Below are 18,358 nucleotides of genomic sequence, written 5' to 3'. Positions count from 1 at the left end.
AGGCCTCTCATGACGGGCGAGGGCCACGGGGGCGGCCGGGGCGTGCCATGGGACACAATCGGCGTATGAGCTTTCCTCGCCAACAGGCAAGAACCCAGCGCTTCACCATCGGAGTCCCGCGCTCGTTCCAGATCTCCCCGGACGGGGAGCGCGTCCTCTTCCTGCGCGGGCGTGACGGTACCGACCGGGCGACCTGCCTGTGGTCGTACTCCGTGGAGACCGGTTCCGTGTCGGTGCTGGCCGACCCCAGGGACCTGGGCGCCGACGACGAGAACCTGCCCCCGGAGGAGCGGGCCCGCCGCGAGCGGATGCGCGAGCACGGCGGCGGCATCGTGTCGTACACGGTGGACGACGCCTTCACCCGCGCCGTGTTCACCCTGTCCGGCCGGGTCTTCTACGTGGACCTCGTCGGGGACGACGCCGCCCCGCGTGAGCTCCCCGTGGCCAGCCCGGCCGTCGACCCCCGCGTCGCCCCCGCCGGCGACCGGGTGGCCTACGTCCACCAGGGCGCGGTCCGCGTGGTCGACATCGCCGACGGCGGCGACCCGGACCGGGACCGCGTCCTCGTGGAGCCGGACGGCGAGCACGTCACGTGGGGTCTGGCCGACCTGGTCTCCGCCGAGGAGATGAGCCGGGTACGCGGATTCTGGTGGGCCCCGGACGGGAGTTCACTGGCCGTCAGCCGGGTGGACGAGTCCGAGGTGAACCGCTGGTTCGTCGGTGACCCGAACCACCCCGGCCAGGAGCCGCAGCCGCTCCGCTACCCGGCCGCCGGAACCGCCAACCCGGACGTGCGGCTGGCCGTGCTCGCCGTGCCGTCCGCGACCGCGTACCGGCGCGACGGCCTCCCCGAGCCCACGCCGATCGAGTGGGACCGCGAGGCGCTGCCGTACCTGCCCACCGTGGGGTGGACCACCGGACCGGACGGCAACCCCGTCCTGGTGTTCACCGCGCAGAGCCGCGACCAGCGCACCCTCACCCTGTTCAGCTCCGACCCCGCCACCGGCCTGGTCTCGGCGGTCCGTACCGAGAGCGACGACGTGTGGGTGGAGATCATGCCGGGCGTGCCCGCGTTCACCGCGTCGGGCGACCTGGTGTGGATCGGCCGCGACGGTGCCCGGGGCGAGCGCCGGGTGTTCGTGGGCGGGAGCGCGGTCAGCGCCGAGGGCGTGTACGTGCGCGGTGTGGTCGACGTCGACGGCGACCGGGTGCTCTTCACCGGTTCGCCCGCGGGGCGCCCGGGCGACGTGTCGCTGTGGCTGGCCGACACCCGGCTGGGCACCTGTGCCCCGCTGGAGCTGCCGGGCGGCCCGGACGACGGCCACGGCGGGCTGCGCTCCGGTCGGCTGCGCGGGGACACCCTCGTGGCGCAGCACCGTTCGATGGACTTCACCGGGGTGCGGACCCTGGTGGTGCGGGACGCCAGCCGGGAGACCCGGCGCGCCCACGGTGAGATCGAGAGCCTGGCCGAGACCCCCGAGCTGCCGGAGGTCCGGGTGCACACCTGGACGGCCGGTGACGGGATCCCCACCGCGCTGGTGCTGCCGTCCTGGTACCGCGAGGGCGAGGACCCGCTGCCGGTCCTGGTCGCCCCCTACGGCGGCCCCCACGCGCAGCGGGTGCTCAACGCGCGCGGCGCGTACCTGTCCTCGCAGTGGTTCGCGGAGCAGGGCTTCGCGGTGCTCATCGCGGACGGTCGGGGGACGCCCGGGGTGGGCGTGGACTACGAGCAGGCGGTCCACCACGACCTCGCGGAGCCGGTCCTGGAGGACCAGGTGACGGCGCTGGAGGAGGCGGCGGAGCGGTTCGGCTGCCTGGACCTGACCCGGGTGGGCATCCACGGCTGGTCGTTCGGCGGGTACCTGGCGGCGCTGGCCGTGCTGCGTCGCCCGGACGTGTTCCACGCGGCCGTGGCGGGCGCCCCGGTGATCGACTGGGCCCTGTACGACACGCACTACACCGAGCGCTACCTCGGCACGCCTCAGGAGGAGCCGGAGGTGTACGAGAGGACGTCGCTCATGGCGGACGCCGCCAAGCTGGAGCGGCCGCTGATGCTGGTCCACGGCCTGATCGACGACAACGTGGTGTTCGCGCACACGCAGCGGCTGTCCGAGGCGCTGCTGGCCGCCGGCCGCCCGCACACGGTGCTGCCGCTCACGGGCGTGACCCACAGCCCGTCGGACCCGGTCACGGCGGAGAACCTGCTGCTGTTGCAGGTGGACTTCCTGAAGCAGAACCTGAAGGGCGCGTAGGCCCCCGGCCGTGGCCCCGGTCCCTCACTCCCGTGCGGGAGTGAGGGACCGGGGCCACGGCGTGTTCGCGCCGGGTCAGGGCCGTCGCGTGCGAACGGGGTCGGGAACGGCCCGACACCCGGTTCAGGGGCGGGTCGCCTGGATCTCGGTCGGCTCGGGGACCTCGACCTCCACCGGGAGGTCGAACCGGAGGAAGTCCAGGTGCTGCGTGTAGCTCCGCGGTTCGCCGCTCTCGGCCACCGCGTCCGGGTCGGGCACTCCCACCACGACGAAGCGAACCGGGTACCCCTCCTCGGAGACCCAGAGGTCGAACTCGACCTCCACGGGGCCGTGCGAGAGCTCCACGAACTCGTGCTCGAACGTCCCGGTGTAGTGGTGGCCGCCGCGTTCCAGCGGGTCCACGTCGCCCAGCAGCTCCTCGGGGATCTCCGCGTCACCGATCGTGCCCCGGCCCTCGTAGGTGACCTGCGCCCCCTCGGCCGTGAGCCCCTCCAGGGTGCGGAGCTTCCGCTCCCAGAGGTCCCGGGGCGCCTCGGTCTCGGTGCTCCCGGGGCCAGGGTCGCGGAAGTAGCGGCGTTCCCCGCCCCCGATCACACCCGTGTTCTCGGGGGCGAAGTGCACGAGCTCGGACAGGTCGTCACCGTAGGACAGCTCACCGTTCGTGCTGGGTCCGAAGTGGACCGTCCGGGACATGGCGGGCTGCGGCTCCTCCGTGTACCGGTAGTGGGCCTGTGTCTGGTCACCGATGTCGTTCGTGTAGAGGCGGTCGTAGGTGGTGAAGCTGGACGCCCCCAGGGCGAGCTCCACCGCGTCGGCCACGACCGCGTCGATGTCCTCGGGCACCTCGGCCACGGCGGGGCCGGTGCGCTCCTCCTCGACGGCGTCCCCCGCCGCGTCGTCGGTGTCCGGACTTCCGGCGCCGACCGGGCTCCCTACGGTGCTGATCAGCGCCCCGCCGCCGATCAGAGCCCCGACCAGCACGGCGGCGGTTCCGGCGAGCAGGAAGGGCCCGAGCGCGCGGCGCGGGCGGCCCACGGGGCGGAGTCGCGGAGCACTCACCCCGGTCCACTCGGCGGCCAGCAGCCCGGACACCGCCGTGACCGGGTCCTCCCCCACGGTGAGCTCCTGGAGGAGCTCCAGTGCGGTGGGGCGCTGGTCGGGCTCCTCGGACAGGGCGCGGCGGACCAGCGCGTCGAGGTGCGCCGGGACGGTGCCCGTCGCGCCCCCGCCCGTGGCGGCGAAGCGCACCAGCGAGCCCCAGGCGTACACGTCGGCGTATCCGGTGACCCCGGCGGGGTCGGCGGAGCGCTGCTCGGGAGCGGCCCACCGCGGGGCGGAGACCGGCTGCCCGGTGGCGCGCGCGACCCCGAGGTCCACCACCCGGGGGCCCTCCGGGGACATGACCACCCGGTCCGGGTCCAAGGCCAGGTGGAGCGCCCCGGCCGCGTGCCCCGCGGCCACGGCCTCGGCGAGTCCGGCGGCGAGAGCGGTGAGCATGCCACCGTGCAGCGGACCGTGCTCGGCCACGTGCGCGGCGAGGGTGAGCCCGGGGGTGTACGCGGAGGCCAGCCAGGGTCGGGCAGCCTGGGCGTCCGCGCCCCGGTGGCCGGCGACGCAGAGGGAGCGCACCCGGGCCAGGCGGTCGAACTCCGCCTCCAGCCGGGCGCGCGCCTCGGGGGTCTCGGCCGACGGAAGCACGCGGATCACGGAGGCCGCGCCGGAGTCGTCCGTCGCGAGCAGGACCGTGCCCGCCGCGTCCCGGGAGATCCGACCGATGACCCGGTGGCCGCCCAGCGACGCCGGGTCGCCCTTGGCCGGACGGTCCACGCCCGGTGGCAGGTGGTCACGGTCGGGGGTCGGTACGGCGGCGGACGGGCCAGCAGAAGGGTTCATGGGGGAGGTGCTTCCGGTCGGAGGAGGGGAACGCGGAACCAGTATGGGCCCGGCAGATCTGATGCGGTCCGCGCCGGGGTGGTTCACGCCGTCACGCTCGGTCTCCGGCGGAGGTCCCGAGCCCCGCCGGAGCGGGAGCCCGGTCCGGGTCTAGCCTGGGGGTATGCGCTCGTACACCCCGTTGCTGGCCCTGGTGGCCGACCTGCTCTGCGTGCTCGTGTTCGTCGTGGTGGGCAAGGCCGACCACGCGACCGGCCTGGGCCCGGCCGAGGTGGCCGCGACCGCGTGGCCGTTCCTGGCCGCCCTGGCCCTGGGGTGGGTCGTCACCCTGGCGTGGCGCTCCCCTGGCCGGATCTGGCCGACCGGTGTCCTGGTGTGGGCCGTGACCGTCGTGGGCGCCATGCCGTTGCGCCTGCTCAGCGGGGAGGGAGCACCCCTGTCCTTCGTCGTGGTGACCTCGCTGTTCCTGGCCGCGACCATGCTCGGCTGGCGCGCCGTGACCCAGCTGGTCTCCCGGAGGAAGCGACAGACGACGGCCTGAGGGGGAAGACTGGGGGTGTACACCCGTCTCCGCACCCTCAGGGAGCCCCCCGTGTCCGATCCCGTCACCGCCGCCGTCGTCGCCGCCCTCGCCACCGCCTCGGCCACCAAGCTCGGGGACGGCCTCGGGGAGGGCGTGGTCTCGACCTTCAGGTCCCTGTACCGGGCGGTGACCAAGCGGTTCCGCTCCGAGCCGGAGGCCCTGGAGGCGCTGGACGACCTCCGGTTGGAGCAGGACGACGCCGAGGCCGTGGAGACCGTCTCCGTGCACCTGGAGCGGGCCGCGCGCGAGGACCCGGAGATCGGGCGGCTCCTGGCGGAGCTCCGCTCGGCGGTACAGCAGATCAACCAGGAGGGCGAGGGTTCCGTGGTCAACCAGATCCACGGTGACGTGAGCGGGTCGGCCCGGGTGATCCAGGGCCGCGACTTCCACGGGGGCATCCACCTCTAGGGGCCGCGCCCGGTCGGGGACGGTGTGACCGGCTCGGGTGGCCGTGGGCGGTTCGTAAGCTGGAGGCGATGAACGAGCACCCCGCCACCGAGGCCACCACCGTGATCCCCGTCGAGCACCCCTCCGGGGAGGACGAGGCCCGTGAGGTGGGCGTCGGACCGTGGGAGGGGACCTGGCCCGAGGGCGACCAGTACGACCCGGAACTGCTGGCCAACGGCGACCGCCGCAACGTGGTGGACCACTACCGCTACTGGCGGCGCGAGGCGATCGTGGCCGACCTCGACACCGTCCGGCACGAGTTCCACGTGGCGGTGGAGAACTGGTCGCACGACTTCAACATCGGTTCGGTCGTGCGCACCGCCAACGCCTTCGGCTGCGCGGCGGTCCACATCGTCGGCAAGCGGCGCTGGAACCGGCGGGGCGCGATGGTGACCGACCGCTACCAGCACGTCCACCACCACCCGGACACGGAGTCGCTGGTGGCCTGGGCGGCCGAGCGCGACCTCGTGCTGGTCGGGGTGGACAACCTGCCCGGAGCGGTCCCGCTGGAGACCCACCCGCTCCCCCGGAACGCCGTTCTGGTGTTCGGTCAGGAGGGTCCGGGCCTGTCCGAGGAGGTGCGGGAGGTCTGCGCCGCGGTGCTGTCGATCGCCCAGTTCGGGTCGACCCGGTCCATCAACGCCGGCGCGGCCGCCGCCGTGGCCATGCACGCCTGGGTGCGGGCGCACGTGTTCGACCAACGGCTGACCTAGGGCCCGACCACCCCTCGTCCGTGATTGTCCCGTGATCTAACATGGGCGGGTCGCGCCCCCTACCAGGAAGTAGCCAGGATGAGTCCGATCGTCACCTCCACCGCCCGCTCCGCCACCCTCGACGACGTGCCCGGGGTGGCCCGGGTGCTCAGCCGCTCGCTGCACGACGATCCCCTCTTCCGGTGGCTGTTCCCCGACGACGAGCAGCGCATGGCCAGGGTCCGCCGGTTCTTCGCCCTGACCGTCGGCTACGGCTACGTGCCCGCGGGCGACACCCGGGTCACCGAGCTCGCTGAGGACGCGGGGGCCGCGCCGGTCGTCCGCGCCGCCGCGCTGTGGGCCCAGCCGACCAGCAACCCGGAGGGCCCGATGGTGTCCGTGCGCACCTGGCCGCACTGGGGTCCGCTCATCGGCCGCGCCCGCCTGGCCGCGTTCGTCCGGATCTTCGCGGAGTGGAAGATGGCCGCCCCGCAGGAGTCGCACCTGTACCTGGCCGCGTTGGGCGTCGACCCGAGCGCGGCGGGCACCGGGCTGGCGGGCGGGCTGCTCACCTCCGGGCTGGACCAGGCCGACTCCCACGGGCTGCCGGTCTTCACCCAGACCCTCAACGACAAGAGCGTCGGCTTCTACGAGAACTTCGGTTTCCGCTGCGTGCACCAGGTTCCGCACGAGGGTGTCGGCACCAGCTACTTCCTGCTGCGTCCCGCCTCCTGACACCCCGGTCGCGCCCTTCCCGGAAAACCGCCCACCCGTGATGATTCCGTGATCTAGCATGGGCGGTGACGACCCCGGGACGAGGGAGACTGCGCAGATGACCCCGATGGCCACCACCGTCAAGTCGGTCCGCACCGCCACGATGGACGACGTCCCCGGGGTGGCGCGGGTCCTGAGCAGGGCCTTCTACCACGACCCCTTCTTCCGCTGGCTCTTCCCGGACGACAACCGCCGGATGGCCCAGACCGCCCGTGCCTTCGCCCTGATCGCCGGGTTCGGGAGCATTCCGGACGGCCACACCACGGTGTACGAGGTCAAGGAGGATCCCGGACGCGCCCCGGTGGTGCGCGGCGCCGCCCTGTGGACCCCGCCCGAGGTGTCCGGCGACCGGCTGCCCGTGATGCTGCGGTCGCTGCCGCACTGGCTCGAACTGGTCGGCCTGTCCCGCCTGCCGGAGATGGTCCGGTACCTGGGCGAGCTGCGGGCCTCCGAGCCCGAGGAGGCGCACTGGTACCTGTCGGTGCTCGGCACCGCCCCCGTGGCGCGCGGGACGGGCGTGGGTGCGCGGCTGCTGCGCGCGGGCCTGGCCCGGGCCGACGCGGACGGCGTCCCGGTCTACCTGGAGACCATGAACTCGGCCAACATCGGCTACTACGAGAGGTACGACTTCCGGGTGGTCCGCGCGATCAACGACCCGTCGTTCCCCTCCACCTACTGCATGCTCCGCCCCGCCGTCTGACCGTCCGACCGTCTGTCGGTACTCGCTGGAAGAGTGAGGGGCATGCTGATCGCGATGGCCGGGCTGCCCGGCACCGGCAAGAGCACGCGGTCGGCGCCTGGGCGCATGGACGGGACACGGAACGGGCCGCACCCCGAGGGGTACGGCCCGTCCTGACGAGCGGGGTCGGACTAGCCGATGCCCTTGCTGAGCGAGCCCAGCAGGTCGCGGTTGAGCTGCGAGATGGTGTCCAGCGGGATGCCCTTGGGGCAGACCGCCGCGCACTCACCGATGTTGGTGCAGCCGCCGAAGTCCTCGTGGTCGTGCTGGTTGATCATCTTCACCACGCGCGAGGCCCGCTCCGGCTGCCCCTGCGGGAGCATGCCGAGGTGGGTGACCTTCGCGGCGGTGAACAGCATGCCGGAGGCGTTCGGGCAGGCCGCCACGCAGGCGCCGCAGCCGATGCAGGTCGCGGCGTCGAACGCGCGGTCGGCGTCCGGCTTCGGGATCGGGTTGGCGTGGGCGTCCGGCGCGGTACCCGTGGGGGCGCTGATGAAGCCGCCCGCCTGGATGATGCGGTCGAACGAACCACGGTCCACGACCAGGTCCTTCACGACCGGGAAGGCCTTGGCCCGCCACGGCTCCACCGTGATGGTGTCGCCGTCGTTGAAGCTGCGCATGTGCAGCTGGCAGGTGGTGGTGACCTCCGGGCCGTGGGCCTCGCCGTCGATCACGACGCCACAGGCACCACAGATGCCCTCACGGCAGTCGTGGTCGAAGGCGACCGGGTCCTCGTTCTCGAGAGTGAGCTTCTCGTTGAGGACGTCGAGCATCTCCAGGAAGGACATGTCCGGCGAGACGTCCGTGAGCTTGTACGTGACCATCCGGCCTTCGTCGTCACGGCCCTTCTGGCGCCAAACGCGCAGGGTGATGTTCACTTGTAGCTCCGCTGCTTCATCTCGACGTACTCGTACTCCAGGGCTTCCTTGTGGAGCACGGGCTTGCTGTCAACGCCACCGAACTCCCACGCGGCGACGTAGGCGAACTCGTCGTCGTGGCGCAGGGCCTCGCCGTCCTCGGTCTGGCTCTCGGCGCGGAAGTGGCCGCCGCAGGACTCGCGGCGGTGCAGGGCGTCGATGCACATGAGCTCGCCCAGCTCCAGGAAGTCGGCCACGCGGTTGGCCTTCTCCAGAGCCTGGTTGAGCTCCTCGTTCGTGCCCAGCACCTTGACGTCGCGCCAGAACTCGGCGCGCAGCTCACGGATGAGCTCGATCGCCTTGCGCAGGCCCTCCTCGTTGCGCTCCATGCCGCAGTAGTCCCACATGATGTGGCCGAGCTCCTTGTGGAAGGAGTCGACGGTGCGGGAACCGTTGATGGAGAGCAGCTTGTCGATGCGGGAGGTGACCTCCTCCTTCGCCTTGACGGCGTCGGGGTGGCTCTCGTCCAGCTTCTCGAACGGGCCGTCGGCCAGGTAGTCGTTGATGGTGTTCGGCAGGACGAAGTAGCCGTCCGCCAGACCCTGCATCAGCGCGCTGGCACCCAGGCGGTTGGCGCCGTGGTCGGAGAAGTTGGCCTCACCGGTCACGAACAGGCCCGGGATGGTGCTCTGGAGGTCGTAGTCGACCCACAGGCCACCCATGGTGTAGTGCACCGCCGGGTAGATGCGCATCGGAACCTCGTACGGGTTCTCGCCGGTGATGCGCTGGTACATGTCGAACAGGTTGCCGTACTTGGCCTCGACGGCGTCGCGGCCCAGACGGGCGATCGCGTCGGCGAAGTCCAGGTAGACGCCCAGGCCGCCGGGGCCGACGCCGCGGCCCTCGTCGCAGACGTTCTTGGCGGCGCGGGAGGCGATGTCACGCGGCACCAGGTTGCCGAAGGCCGGGTAGATGCGCTCCAGGTAGTAGTCGCGCTCGCCCTCGGGGATCTGACGCGGGTCGCGCGTGTCGCCACCCTCCTTGGGCACCCAGATCCGGCCGTCGTTACGCAGCGACTCGCTCATCAGGGTCAGCTTGGACTGGTAGTCGCCGCTGACCGGGATGCAGGTCGGGTGGATCTGCGTGTAGCAGGGGTTCGCGAAGTGCGCGCCCTTGCGGTGGGCACGCCACGCGGCGGTGACGTTGGAGCCCATGGCGTTGGTCGACAGGAAGAACACGTTGCCGTAGCCGCCGGTGGCCAGGACCACGGCGTCGGCGAAGTGCGTCTCGATCTCGCCGGTGACCATGTCACGGGCGATGATGCCGCGCGCCTTGCCGTCCACGACGATGACCTCGAGCATCTCGTGGCGGGTGTTCATCTGAACGGTGCCCGCCGCGATCTGCCGCTCCTGCGCCTGGTAGGCGCCGATCAGCAGCTGCTGACCCGTCTGGCCGCGCGCGTAGAACGTACGCGAGACCTGCACGCCGCCGAAGGAGCGGTTGTCGAGCAGACCGCCGTACTCACGGGCGAACGGCACGCCCTGGGCCACGCACTGGTCGATGATCTCGACGCTGGTCTGGGCCAGGCGGTAGACGTTCGACTCACGGGAGCGGAAGTCGCCGCCCTTGACCGTGTCGTAGAACAGGCGGTGGATGCTGTCGCCGTCGTTGCGGTAGTTCTTCGCGGCGTTGATGCCACCCTGCGCGGCGATGGAGTGCGCGCGGCGGGGGCTGTCCTGGTAACAGAACGAGATGACGTTGTAGCCCGCCTCGCCCATGGTGGCGGCGGCGGCCGCACCGGCCAGGCCGGTGCCGACGATGATGACGGAGAGCTTGCGCCGGTTCGCGGGGTTGACCAGCTTGGCCGAGAAACGGCGCTGGTCCCAGCGCTCGTTGATCGGGCCCTCGGGCGCCTTCTCGTCGCGGATCGGGGCGCCCTCGGTGTAGAGGTCGTTCTCAGACATTTACTTCACCAGTCCAAAGGTGACCGCCAGGGGCGGAAGCAGGAAACCGACCGTCACGACCAGCGCGATCGCCACGGCGACGGCGTTGATCTTGCTCTGGCGGCTGGCCTTGTTGACACCGAGCGTGGCCATGCCACTCCAGATGCCGTGCCGCAGGTGGAAGCCCACGGCGATGACGGCCAGGACGTAGAACAGGGTCACGAACCAGAACTCGGGCTGGAACCCGTTCACCAGTCGTTCGAAGGGACTGTCGGACTTGCCGCCGGGAGCGATGACGTTCACCGTGAGGTGGAGGATGTGGAAGATCACGAAGAGCGCGATCAGCACACCTCCCCAGCGCATGGTGTAGGAGGCGTAGGTCCGCTGGACCCGCTTCTTCACCACGTAGCGCTGCTCACGGGCGTTGCGCGCGCGGATCGTCAGAACCGCGGCGGAGTAGATGTGGATCAGGATGCTCGCGAGGAGCACGATCCGGAAGACCCAGAGGAAACCGCTCTCGGGAAGGAGCGGGTACCCGATCTCACGCAGTGCGTGCGCATAGCTGTCGAAGGCCTCCTGGCCCGCGAAGACCTTCAGGTTGCCGTACATGTGCGCGATCAAATACAGCACAAGGATCGCACCGGAGGCCGCCATTGCTGACTTGAGCGCCACCGTGGACCCGTAGGCCGTAGACCGCTTCTTGGTCAAGGTACTGTTCGCCACAGCCTGCCACTTTAAATTCGAGTTAAGTCTGACGTCCAAGTCATCAGGACCCTGGTGTCGATAGCCGTAGGCTATGGACCATGCAGTTCCAACAGCTGGCCTACTTCGTCGCTGTGGCCCGCACGCGCCATTTCACCCGCGCAGCAGAGCTTTCTCGCGTCGCCCAGCCGAGTTTGAGCAAACAGATCCGGAGCCTTGAGCGCGAGTTGGGCGCGCCGTTATTCAGTCGTGCTCGGGGAAACATCACACTCACACCCGCAGGTGAGGCCCTGCTTCCGCTGGCCCAGCGCATCCTCACCGACCTGGAGACGGCCCGCCGGGAGGTCGCGGAGCTGGCCGGGGTCCGGCGGGGCCGGGTCCGGTTGGGGGCGACGCCGTCGCTGTGCGCCGGGTTGCTGGCCGACGTGCTCTCGGACTTCCACAGGCGCTTCCCCGGGATCGAGCTGCACGTGGAGGAGAGCGGCTCCCGCGACCTCATCCGGGATCTGGGGAGGGGGGAGCTGGACCTGGCCCTCATCATCCTGCCACTGCACAGCAGCGACCCGGACTTCTCGACCACCCCGATCCTGAGGGAGAACCTGGTGGTGGCGAGCCCGACCTCGCGCCCCTCCCCCAACGGGCGGGCGTCGATCCGCATCACGGAGCTGGAGCACCGTCCGCTGGTGATGTTCCGGCGGGGTTACGACGTCCGCGAGGCGACGCTGCGCGCCTGCCGCGCGGCCGGGTTCGAGCCGGACCTGGCCGTGGAGGGCGGCGAGATGGACGCCGTGCTGAGGTTCGTGGAGGCGGGGCTGGGCCTGGCGGTGGTGCCGAGCATGGTGCTGCGCAACCGCCCCGGCCTGAGGGGCACTCCGCTGGCCCGGCCGAGGCTGCTGCGCACGGTGGCCCTGGCCCGGCGCAAGGACGTGGAGCCGTCCCATTCGGCGGAGGCCTTCCGCCGCCACCTCAACGAGTACCTGTTGGCGATGTCGCCGGAGGACCTGGGCCCGGACCTGGAGGTGCTGATCTCGGCGGCCGACGCGGGCGACCCCGGCCACGAGCGCCGGTGGGAGGGGCCGGGCGGCGGTACGCGGGTCGACGGGGATCCCACGGACTGACGCGGAGCCGCGGGCGGACGCGGCTCCGGCAACCCCTGGCACTCCCGGAACGGGTTCCGGCCCGCTGACCTGCTGATCCCGCGTCCGTGCCGATCCGGTATCGGCCACTTCGCGCCGCTCTGTCACCGACCCTCCTCCGAACCGGGGTTCCTTCGCCGCGCGGCCCCTCTGGGTGACCCTTGGTGGCACCCGCCGCTCCACCGGCCGTCCCCCACCGGATCCGCGCGGGAGACAGGCATCCCCTATGCGGAACGTGGTCGCCATGAGTCTCAGTTCGATTTCCCTGAAGCAGGTCGTCTCGGTCGCCGTCGTCGCGGTCACCGCGGCGGTGGCGCTCAGCCCACCGAGGCTGGCCCTGGCGCTGGTCTTCGCCGGGCTCGCCGTCCTCGCGCTCGCGGTCGCCTTCGCCGTGGACAGAGAGCGCAGAACCCTCGCGGAGAAGATGGAGGAGGTGCGCGTCCAGCTGGACGAGATGGCGCTCGACCGCCGTGACGAGGTGGGCGCGGCGCGCGACCGCGACGTGCGGGTGCGCCAGACCATCCAGGAGGCCGCCGACGCCTGCGCGGACCGGACCGTGGAGGGCTGGGCCCGGTACGAACGCCAGCAGGCGAGGAGGTCGGCGTCCCGGACCCCGGACGCGGGGGCGGACGGGCGCTCGGGCGGAGGTTCGCACCGGAGCCCGGGTGGCGGCTCCGGTCGGGACTCGGACACGGCGCGAACGCCGGCGGAACGGAACCTCTCCGAGGCCCAGGACCTGCTCTGGAACGGGTACAGCTCCCTGGGGCTGGAGCGGTTGCGCCGTCTCGGCGCGGACCACGAGGCCACCCCGTCCGTGCGCGCCGAGGCGCACAAGACGCTCTCCAACTGGCACCGTGCGACGGGGCAGCCCGACAACGCCCGCGACCACGCCCACCTGGCCGACCTCGCCGCCCCACGCGCCGCCCGGGGAGCCTCCGGCGTCCCCTCGCTGCTGACCGCGCGCATCCGCGCGCCCCGTGCGGCCCGGCACTTCGACGTGGTGCTGATGTCGGACTTCCGCCTGCCGGGCGGCAGCACCGGAAGCAACGTCCAGGAGATCACCGCGCAGCGTGACGCGGGGCTGACCACCGGCCTCGTGCACCACCCCGTGCTCCGCGCCGACCAGTCCCGCGGGGTGAACCCCAGGATCCTGGCCACCGTGGACAACGACCGGGTCCGTTTCGTGGCGCCGGACGAACGCGTCACCTGCGATCTGCTGGTGGTGCGGTTCCCGCTGATCGGTCAGCACCCGATGGACGTCCTTCCGTCGGTGGAGGCCGCGCGGCGGATCGTGGTCCTCAACCAGACCCCGAACCGCCGGTACGGGGCGGGGGCGGAGGAGTCCGGGCACGGGGAGCACGGGGAGGCCGCCCCGAACGAGGCGTGGGACGTCGCGCGCTGCGTGGAGGGGTTCACCGGCATGCTCGGGGAGCACAGCTGGTACCCGGTCAGCGCGCGGGTGCGTGAGGCGATGGTCCTGCACCACGCCTCGGAGATGGCGGGGGTTCCGCTGGCGGACGAGGACTGGACCAACATCATCGACCTCGACGCGTGGCGGCGCGGCGGGCGCCGGAACCCGGACGGCCGTGTGCTGCTCGGCCGCCACTCGCGGGACGACCGGGACAAGTGGCCGGAGGACCCGGCCCTGCTGGCGGCCGCGTACCCGGCGTCGCCCGGGTGGGAGACACACGTGCTGGGCGGGACGAGACACGCCGAGCGCACGCTGGGCGGGCTGCCCGAGCACTGGACCGGGCACGCGTTCGACGCGATGGGCGTCCGCGAGTTCCTGCACGGGCTGGACGCGTACGTGTACTTCACGGGTCAGGGGTACCTGGAGTCGTTCGGCCGGGCCCCGTTGGAGGCCATCGCGGTCGGACTCCCGACCGTGCTCCCGCACGCGTTCGCCCCGGTCTTCGGGGACGCCGCGCTCTACGCGGAGCCGGAGGGCGTCCGCGGGGAGATCGAGGCTCTGATGGGCGACGAGGAACGGTACGCCCGACAGGTGCGGACCGGTCACGAGGTGTTGCGTGAGCGGTTCAGCCGTCAGACGCATCTGCGCAGGCTCGCGGAGCTGGGGGTGCGGGTCCCGGCGGAGTTCGTGGAGGCGCCGAGGGCGCTGCTGGTTCCCTGACCCGGAGTGGGGTCGGGCGGAGGGGGTGAGGGGGCGTGGCTCCCTCACCCCCTCCTCCGCATTAACACAGGAATCCTGGAAACCGAAAAGGGCAATGGTTACATAAGGGATTTCTGACTATAAGTAGCAGCAAAAGACAAAGGAATAGTGGCGCACATCACAACAATTCCGAGCCGTTTTCCCCGACCTGGAACGTGACCGTGATCACAACGGCCTAGCGTTGCGTAGCAGACCGGTTCGCTACTGCTTCCCCCGCAGCACTGCTCGCCCACAGCGATCCAGCATCCGGGAGCGGTCACGGCCACCGGAGGCACGGGTCCGCGCCCCGTCTTCGGGTCCGACCGCTCTCCACAGGAGGTGGAGACCACGGTGACCCCCACTCACGACGCGCGCCCCGGCGGCGGCCGGGCACGCCTGAGCCAGCGAACACTGCGCACCGACCGATGGTGGCTGGGCCCGACCCTGACGACGTTGGGCCTGGCCGCCTTCCTCGTCTACGGGGCGGCCCGGGTGTTCCAGCAGGACCACTACTGGGTCCAGGAACACCACTACCTGACCCCCTTCTACTCCCCCTGCCTCGCCCAGCAGTGCGTCCCCGACGCCTCGCTGTTCGGGCGGCTGCCGTGGGAGTTCCCCCCGATCCTCCCCTACGCCCTGCTCAGCCTGCCGATCCTGCTGCTGTTCCGGGTGACCTGCTACTACTACCGCAAGGCCTACTACCGCTCGGTCTGGCAGGCGCCCACCGCCTGCGCCGTGCGCGAGCCGCACCGGACCTACACGGGTGAGACCCGCCCGCTGATGCTCCCCCAGAACGGCCACCGGTACTTCTTCTACTTCGCCGGAGCCATCGTCCTGGTCAACACCTGGGACATGCTCGTCCCGTTCTTCCACGGCACGGAGGGCGGGTTCGGCATCGGGCTCGGCAACCTCGTCATGCTCACCAACGTGGTGCTGCTGTGGGGCTACACGTTCGGCTGCCACTCGTGTCGGCACATCATGGGCGGCCGACTGCGCAGCTTCGCCGGGCGGCCGGTCCGCTACTGGCTCTGGTCCCGCGCCTCCGCGCTGAACAACCGGCACATGCTGTTCGGCTGGCTGAGCATCGCGTCGCTGATCGCCACGGACGCCTACGTCGCGCTGGTCGCCAGCGGCACCATCACGGACCCGCGCATCCTCAACTGAGCGTGAAGGAGTACACGCGCCCCATGCCCCCCACGCCCGGCCTTTCCTCCAGGCTCTCCCCGACGTCCAGGATCTCCCCGACCTCACCCGGGTCACCGTCACCGGCCACGGCCGCGGGACGCACACCACCCTCCGGAACCACCTCCGCCGACGAGCCCTCGCCGCGGTCACGTCGCGGTGAGGGGGACGGGATCACCCGGCACCGCTACGACGTCGTGGTGATCGGCGCGGGCGGCGCCGGGCTCCGCGCCGCGATCGCCGCCCGGGAACAGGGAAAACGCACCGCGATCGTGTCGAAGTCGCTCTTCGGGAAGGCCCACACGGTGATGGCCGAGGGCGGCGCAGCGGCCGCCCTGGGCAACACCAACGCGGCCGACAGCTGGAAGGTGCACTTCCGCGACACCCTGCGCGGCGGCAAGTTCCTCAACGACCCGCGCATGGCGGAACTCCACGCCAGGGAGGCCCCCGAACGCATCCTGGAACTGGAGTACTGGGGCGCGCTGTTCGACCGCACCGAGGACGGTCGGATCAGCCAGCGCAACTTCGGCGGGCACGAGTACCCCCGCCTGGCGCACGTGGGCGACCGCACCGGGCTGGAGCTCATCCGCACGCTCCAGCAGCGGATCGTGACCCTCCAGCAGGCGGACGCGGCGGAGTTCGGTGATCCGGACGAGCGGCTGACGGTGTTCGCCGAGACCGCCGTGACCAGTCTGATCAGGGAGGGAGGGGACGACGGACGGATCGTCGGCGCCTTCGGCTACCGCCGGGTGGACGGCGGGTTCGTGCTGTTCGAGGCCCCCACCGTCATCCTCGCCACGGGCGGCATCGGCAAGGCCTTCCGCACCACGTCCAACTCCTGGGAGTACACCGGCGACGGGCACGCCCTGGCCCTGCGCGCGGGAGCCTCGCTGATCAACATGGAGTTCGTCCAGTTCCACCCCACCGGCATGGTCTGGCCGCCGTCGGTCAAGGGCATCCTCGTCACCGAGTCCGTGCGGGGTGACGGCGGCGTGCTGCGCAACTCCCGGGGCGAGCGGTTCATGTTCGACTACGTGCCCGACGTCTTCCGGTCGCAGTACGCGGAGACCGAGGAGGAGGCGGACGGCTGGTACGACGACCCGGCGCACCACCGCAGGCCGCCGGAGCTGCTGCCCCGGGACGAGGTGGCCCGGGCGATCAACAGCGAGGTCAAGGCCGGACGGGGCTCCCCGCACGGGGGCGTGTTCCTGGACGTGTCCTCGCGGCTGCCCGCCGAGGAGATCCGGCGGCGCCTGCCGTCCATGCACCACCAGTTCAAGGAGCTGGCGGACGTGGACATCACGGCCGAGCCGATGGAGGTGGGGCCCACCTGCCACTACGTGATGGGCGGGGTGCGGGTGGACGCCGACACCGCCGCGTCGGACGTGCCCGGACTGTTCGCCGCCGGGGAGGTGGCGGGCGGGATGCACGGCTCCAACCGGCTGGGCGGGAACTCGCTGTCCGACCTGTTGGTGTTCGGGCGGCGGGCGGGACTGGGCGCCGCGGCGTACGTGGACGCGCTGGAGGCGGGCCACGAGGACCGCGCCCGGAGGAAGGGCGCGCTGGAGCGGGCGACGGCGGAGGCGGTCGCCTCGTCGCTGGCACCGCTCAAGCAGGGGGCCGGGGAGAACCCGTACGCCATCCACTCCGAGCTCCAGGACACCATGAACGACCTGGTCGGGATCATCCGCAAGGGCCCGGAGGTGGAACGGGCCCTGGAGCGGCTGGCCGGGCTGGCCGGGCGGGTGGACGTGCTCAGCGCCCCGGGAGACCGGGTGTACAACCCCGGCTGGCACCTGGCGCTGGCCCTGCCCAACATGCTCCTGGTGTCCGAGGCGGTGGCGCGGGCCGCGCTGGAGCGCACGGAGTCGCGCGGCGGGCACACACGGGACGACTGTCCGGAGATGTCGCCCGAGTGGCGCCGGGTGAACCTGTCCGTGCGCGCGGTCGACGGGCGGGTGGAGCTGGAGCGGACCCCCGTCGCGGACATCCCCGGTGAGCTGCTCGCCCTCTTCGACCGGGACGAGCTGGCCAAGTACCTGACCAAGGAGGAGCTGCCCGACGAGGAGCAGGACCGGGCGGGTGCCGGAGATCCCGGCGGGACTCACGGGGCGGACGGCACGGGCGGTGGCGACGGAGCAGGGGCGAGCGAGGAGGGCACGTCATGAGCGAGCGGACGTTCCGGGTGTGGCGCGGCGGACCGGACGGGGAGCTGACCGAGTACCGGTTGGAGGTGAACGAGGGCGAGGTCGTCCTCGACGTGCTGCACCGGCTCCAGGCCACCCAGACCCCGGACATGGCGGTGCGGTGGAACTGCAAGGCGGGCAAGTGCGGCTCCTGTTCGGTGGAGATCAACGGTCGGCCCCGCCTGTCCTGCATGACCAGGATGAGCGTGTTCGAGGACGACGAGGTCGTCACGGTGACCCCGATGCGCACCTTTCCCGTGGTCCGTGACCTGGTGTGCGACGTCTCCTTCAACTACGCCAAGGCCCGGGAGATCCCGTCGTTCACCCCCGCCCCCGGGACGGAGCCGGGCGACTTCCGGATGCGGCAGTCGGACGTGGAACGTTCGCAGGAGTTCCGCAAGTGCATCGAGTGCTTCCTGTGCAACAACGTGTGCCACGTGGTCCGTGACCACGAGGAGAACAAGGAGCACTTCTCGGGGCCGCGCTTCCTGATGCGGGTCGCCGAGTTGGAGATGCACCCGGAGGACACGGCGGACCGGCGCCGGACGGCCCAGGAGGAGTTCGGGCTCGGCTACTGCAACATCACCAAGTGCTGCACGGAGGTGTGCCCCGAGGGGATCCACATCACGGACAACGCCCTGATCCCGTTGAAGGAGCGCGTGGTGGACCGCAAGTACGACCCGCTGGTGTGGCTGGGGTCGAAGATCGGCAGACGGCCGAAGGACACCCCGATCGCCCCGAACGTCCGACGCCCGGAGGAGGGCCGGGGAACGGCGGAGTAGGCGGAGGAACGGGGTCGGCGGAGCCCGGTGGGAGGAGGGGC

The 18,358-nt window shown here is 71.5% G+C and carries 15 protein-coding genes; 11 read left to right on the top strand and 4 right to left on the bottom strand.

Going from position 1 to position 18,358, the window contains the following annotated elements; all coding sequences use genetic code 11:
- Positions 1-65: 65 nt before the first annotated feature.
- The gene (locus AC0VYM_RS04825) at positions 66-2,252 is read left to right on the top strand and encodes a S9 family peptidase (protein ID WP_475459400.1); all 2,187 of its coding nucleotides are present in this window, start codon (positions 66-68) and stop codon (positions 2,250-2,252) included.
- A gap of 123 nt (positions 2,253-2,375) precedes the next feature.
- Here AC0VYM_RS04825 and AC0VYM_RS04820 read toward each other — a convergent pair whose 3' ends face one another.
- Entirely contained in the window at positions 2,376-4,145 is a 1,770-nt protein-coding gene (locus AC0VYM_RS04820; RefSeq protein WP_475459397.1) for a serine/threonine-protein kinase, read from the bottom strand.
- Positions 4,146-4,308: 163 nt separating this feature from the next.
- On the opposite strand from AC0VYM_RS04820, the gene AC0VYM_RS04815 reads away from it, so the two are divergent.
- The 5 genes from AC0VYM_RS04815 (at position 4,309) to AC0VYM_RS04795 (ending at position 7,341) form a co-directional block, all read left to right on the top strand.
- Positions 4,309-4,686 (top strand): DUF3054 domain-containing protein, encoded by a 378-nt coding sequence (locus AC0VYM_RS04815; protein WP_475459395.1) that lies wholly within the window; start codon positions 4,309-4,311, stop codon positions 4,684-4,686.
- A 51-nt stretch (positions 4,687-4,737) separates the two neighbouring features.
- Complete coding sequence (locus AC0VYM_RS04810; RefSeq protein ID WP_475459393.1) at positions 4,738-5,136, top strand: hypothetical protein; 399 nt, start codon at positions 4,738-4,740, stop codon at positions 5,134-5,136.
- 68 nt (positions 5,137-5,204) lie between these two features.
- Positions 5,205-5,888 (top strand): TrmH family RNA methyltransferase, encoded by a 684-nt coding sequence (locus AC0VYM_RS04805; RefSeq protein ID WP_475459390.1) that lies wholly within the window; start codon positions 5,205-5,207, stop codon positions 5,886-5,888.
- A 78-nt stretch (positions 5,889-5,966) separates the two neighbouring features.
- Positions 5,967-6,602, top strand: a complete 636-nt coding sequence (locus tag AC0VYM_RS04800) for a GNAT family N-acetyltransferase (protein WP_475459388.1) — start codon at positions 5,967-5,969, stop codon at positions 6,600-6,602.
- 97 nt (positions 6,603-6,699) lie between these two features.
- On the top strand, positions 6,700-7,341 hold the full coding sequence (locus tag AC0VYM_RS04795; protein ID WP_475459386.1) for a GNAT family N-acetyltransferase: 642 nt from the start codon (positions 6,700-6,702) through the stop codon (positions 7,339-7,341).
- A gap of 170 nt (positions 7,342-7,511) precedes the next feature.
- Here the strand turns inward: AC0VYM_RS04795 and AC0VYM_RS04790 are convergent, their stop codons facing one another.
- The 3 genes from AC0VYM_RS04790 to AC0VYM_RS04780 are packed head-to-tail and all read right to left on the bottom strand — an operon-like array spanning position 7,512 to position 10,852.
- On the bottom strand, positions 7,512-8,258 hold the full coding sequence (locus AC0VYM_RS04790; RefSeq protein WP_378742306.1) for a succinate dehydrogenase/fumarate reductase iron-sulfur subunit: 747 nt from the start codon (positions 8,256-8,258) through the stop codon (positions 7,512-7,514).
- Positions 8,255-10,201 (bottom strand): fumarate reductase/succinate dehydrogenase flavoprotein subunit, encoded by a 1,947-nt coding sequence (locus tag AC0VYM_RS04785; protein WP_475459384.1) that lies wholly within the window; start codon positions 10,199-10,201, stop codon positions 8,255-8,257. Before AC0VYM_RS04785 ends, AC0VYM_RS04790 begins: the two co-directional genes overlap by 4 nt.
- A complete protein-coding gene (locus tag AC0VYM_RS04780; RefSeq protein ID WP_475462936.1) occupies positions 10,202-10,852 on the bottom strand; it encodes a succinate dehydrogenase cytochrome b subunit in 651 nt (216 codons plus the stop codon).
- Positions 10,853-10,983: 131 nt separating this feature from the next.
- On the opposite strand from AC0VYM_RS04780, the gene AC0VYM_RS04775 reads away from it, so the two are divergent.
- The 5 genes from AC0VYM_RS04775 (at position 10,984) to AC0VYM_RS04755 (ending at position 18,317) form a co-directional block, all read left to right on the top strand.
- Positions 10,984-12,000 carry a LysR family transcriptional regulator gene (locus AC0VYM_RS04775; RefSeq protein WP_475459381.1) on the top strand — a complete coding sequence of 339 codons (1,017 nt, stop codon included), beginning with the start codon at positions 10,984-10,986 and terminating at the stop codon, positions 11,998-12,000.
- 262 nt (positions 12,001-12,262) lie between these two features.
- Complete coding sequence (locus AC0VYM_RS04770; RefSeq protein ID WP_475459379.1) at positions 12,263-14,149, top strand: glycosyltransferase family 1 protein; 1,887 nt, start codon at positions 12,263-12,265, stop codon at positions 14,147-14,149.
- A gap of 369 nt (positions 14,150-14,518) precedes the next feature.
- Positions 14,519-15,331, top strand: coding sequence for a hypothetical protein (locus AC0VYM_RS04765; RefSeq protein ID WP_475459376.1), 813 nt, complete (start codon positions 14,519-14,521; stop codon positions 15,329-15,331).
- Positions 15,332-15,354: 23 nt separating this feature from the next.
- The gene (locus AC0VYM_RS04760) at positions 15,355-17,517 is read left to right on the top strand and encodes a fumarate reductase/succinate dehydrogenase flavoprotein subunit (RefSeq protein ID WP_475459374.1); all 2,163 of its coding nucleotides are present in this window, start codon (positions 15,355-15,357) and stop codon (positions 17,515-17,517) included.
- Complete coding sequence (locus tag AC0VYM_RS04755; RefSeq protein ID WP_475459372.1) at positions 17,514-18,317, top strand: succinate dehydrogenase/fumarate reductase iron-sulfur subunit; 804 nt, start codon at positions 17,514-17,516, stop codon at positions 18,315-18,317. Before AC0VYM_RS04760 ends, AC0VYM_RS04755 begins: the two co-directional genes overlap by 4 nt.
- Positions 18,318-18,358 lie beyond the last annotated feature (41 nt).

The organism is Nocardiopsis sp. iso_237, from assembly GCF_056173345.1.
The sequence above is the reverse complement of the archived record's forward strand: the minus strand, read 5'-3'. Positions and strand labels throughout refer to the sequence as shown.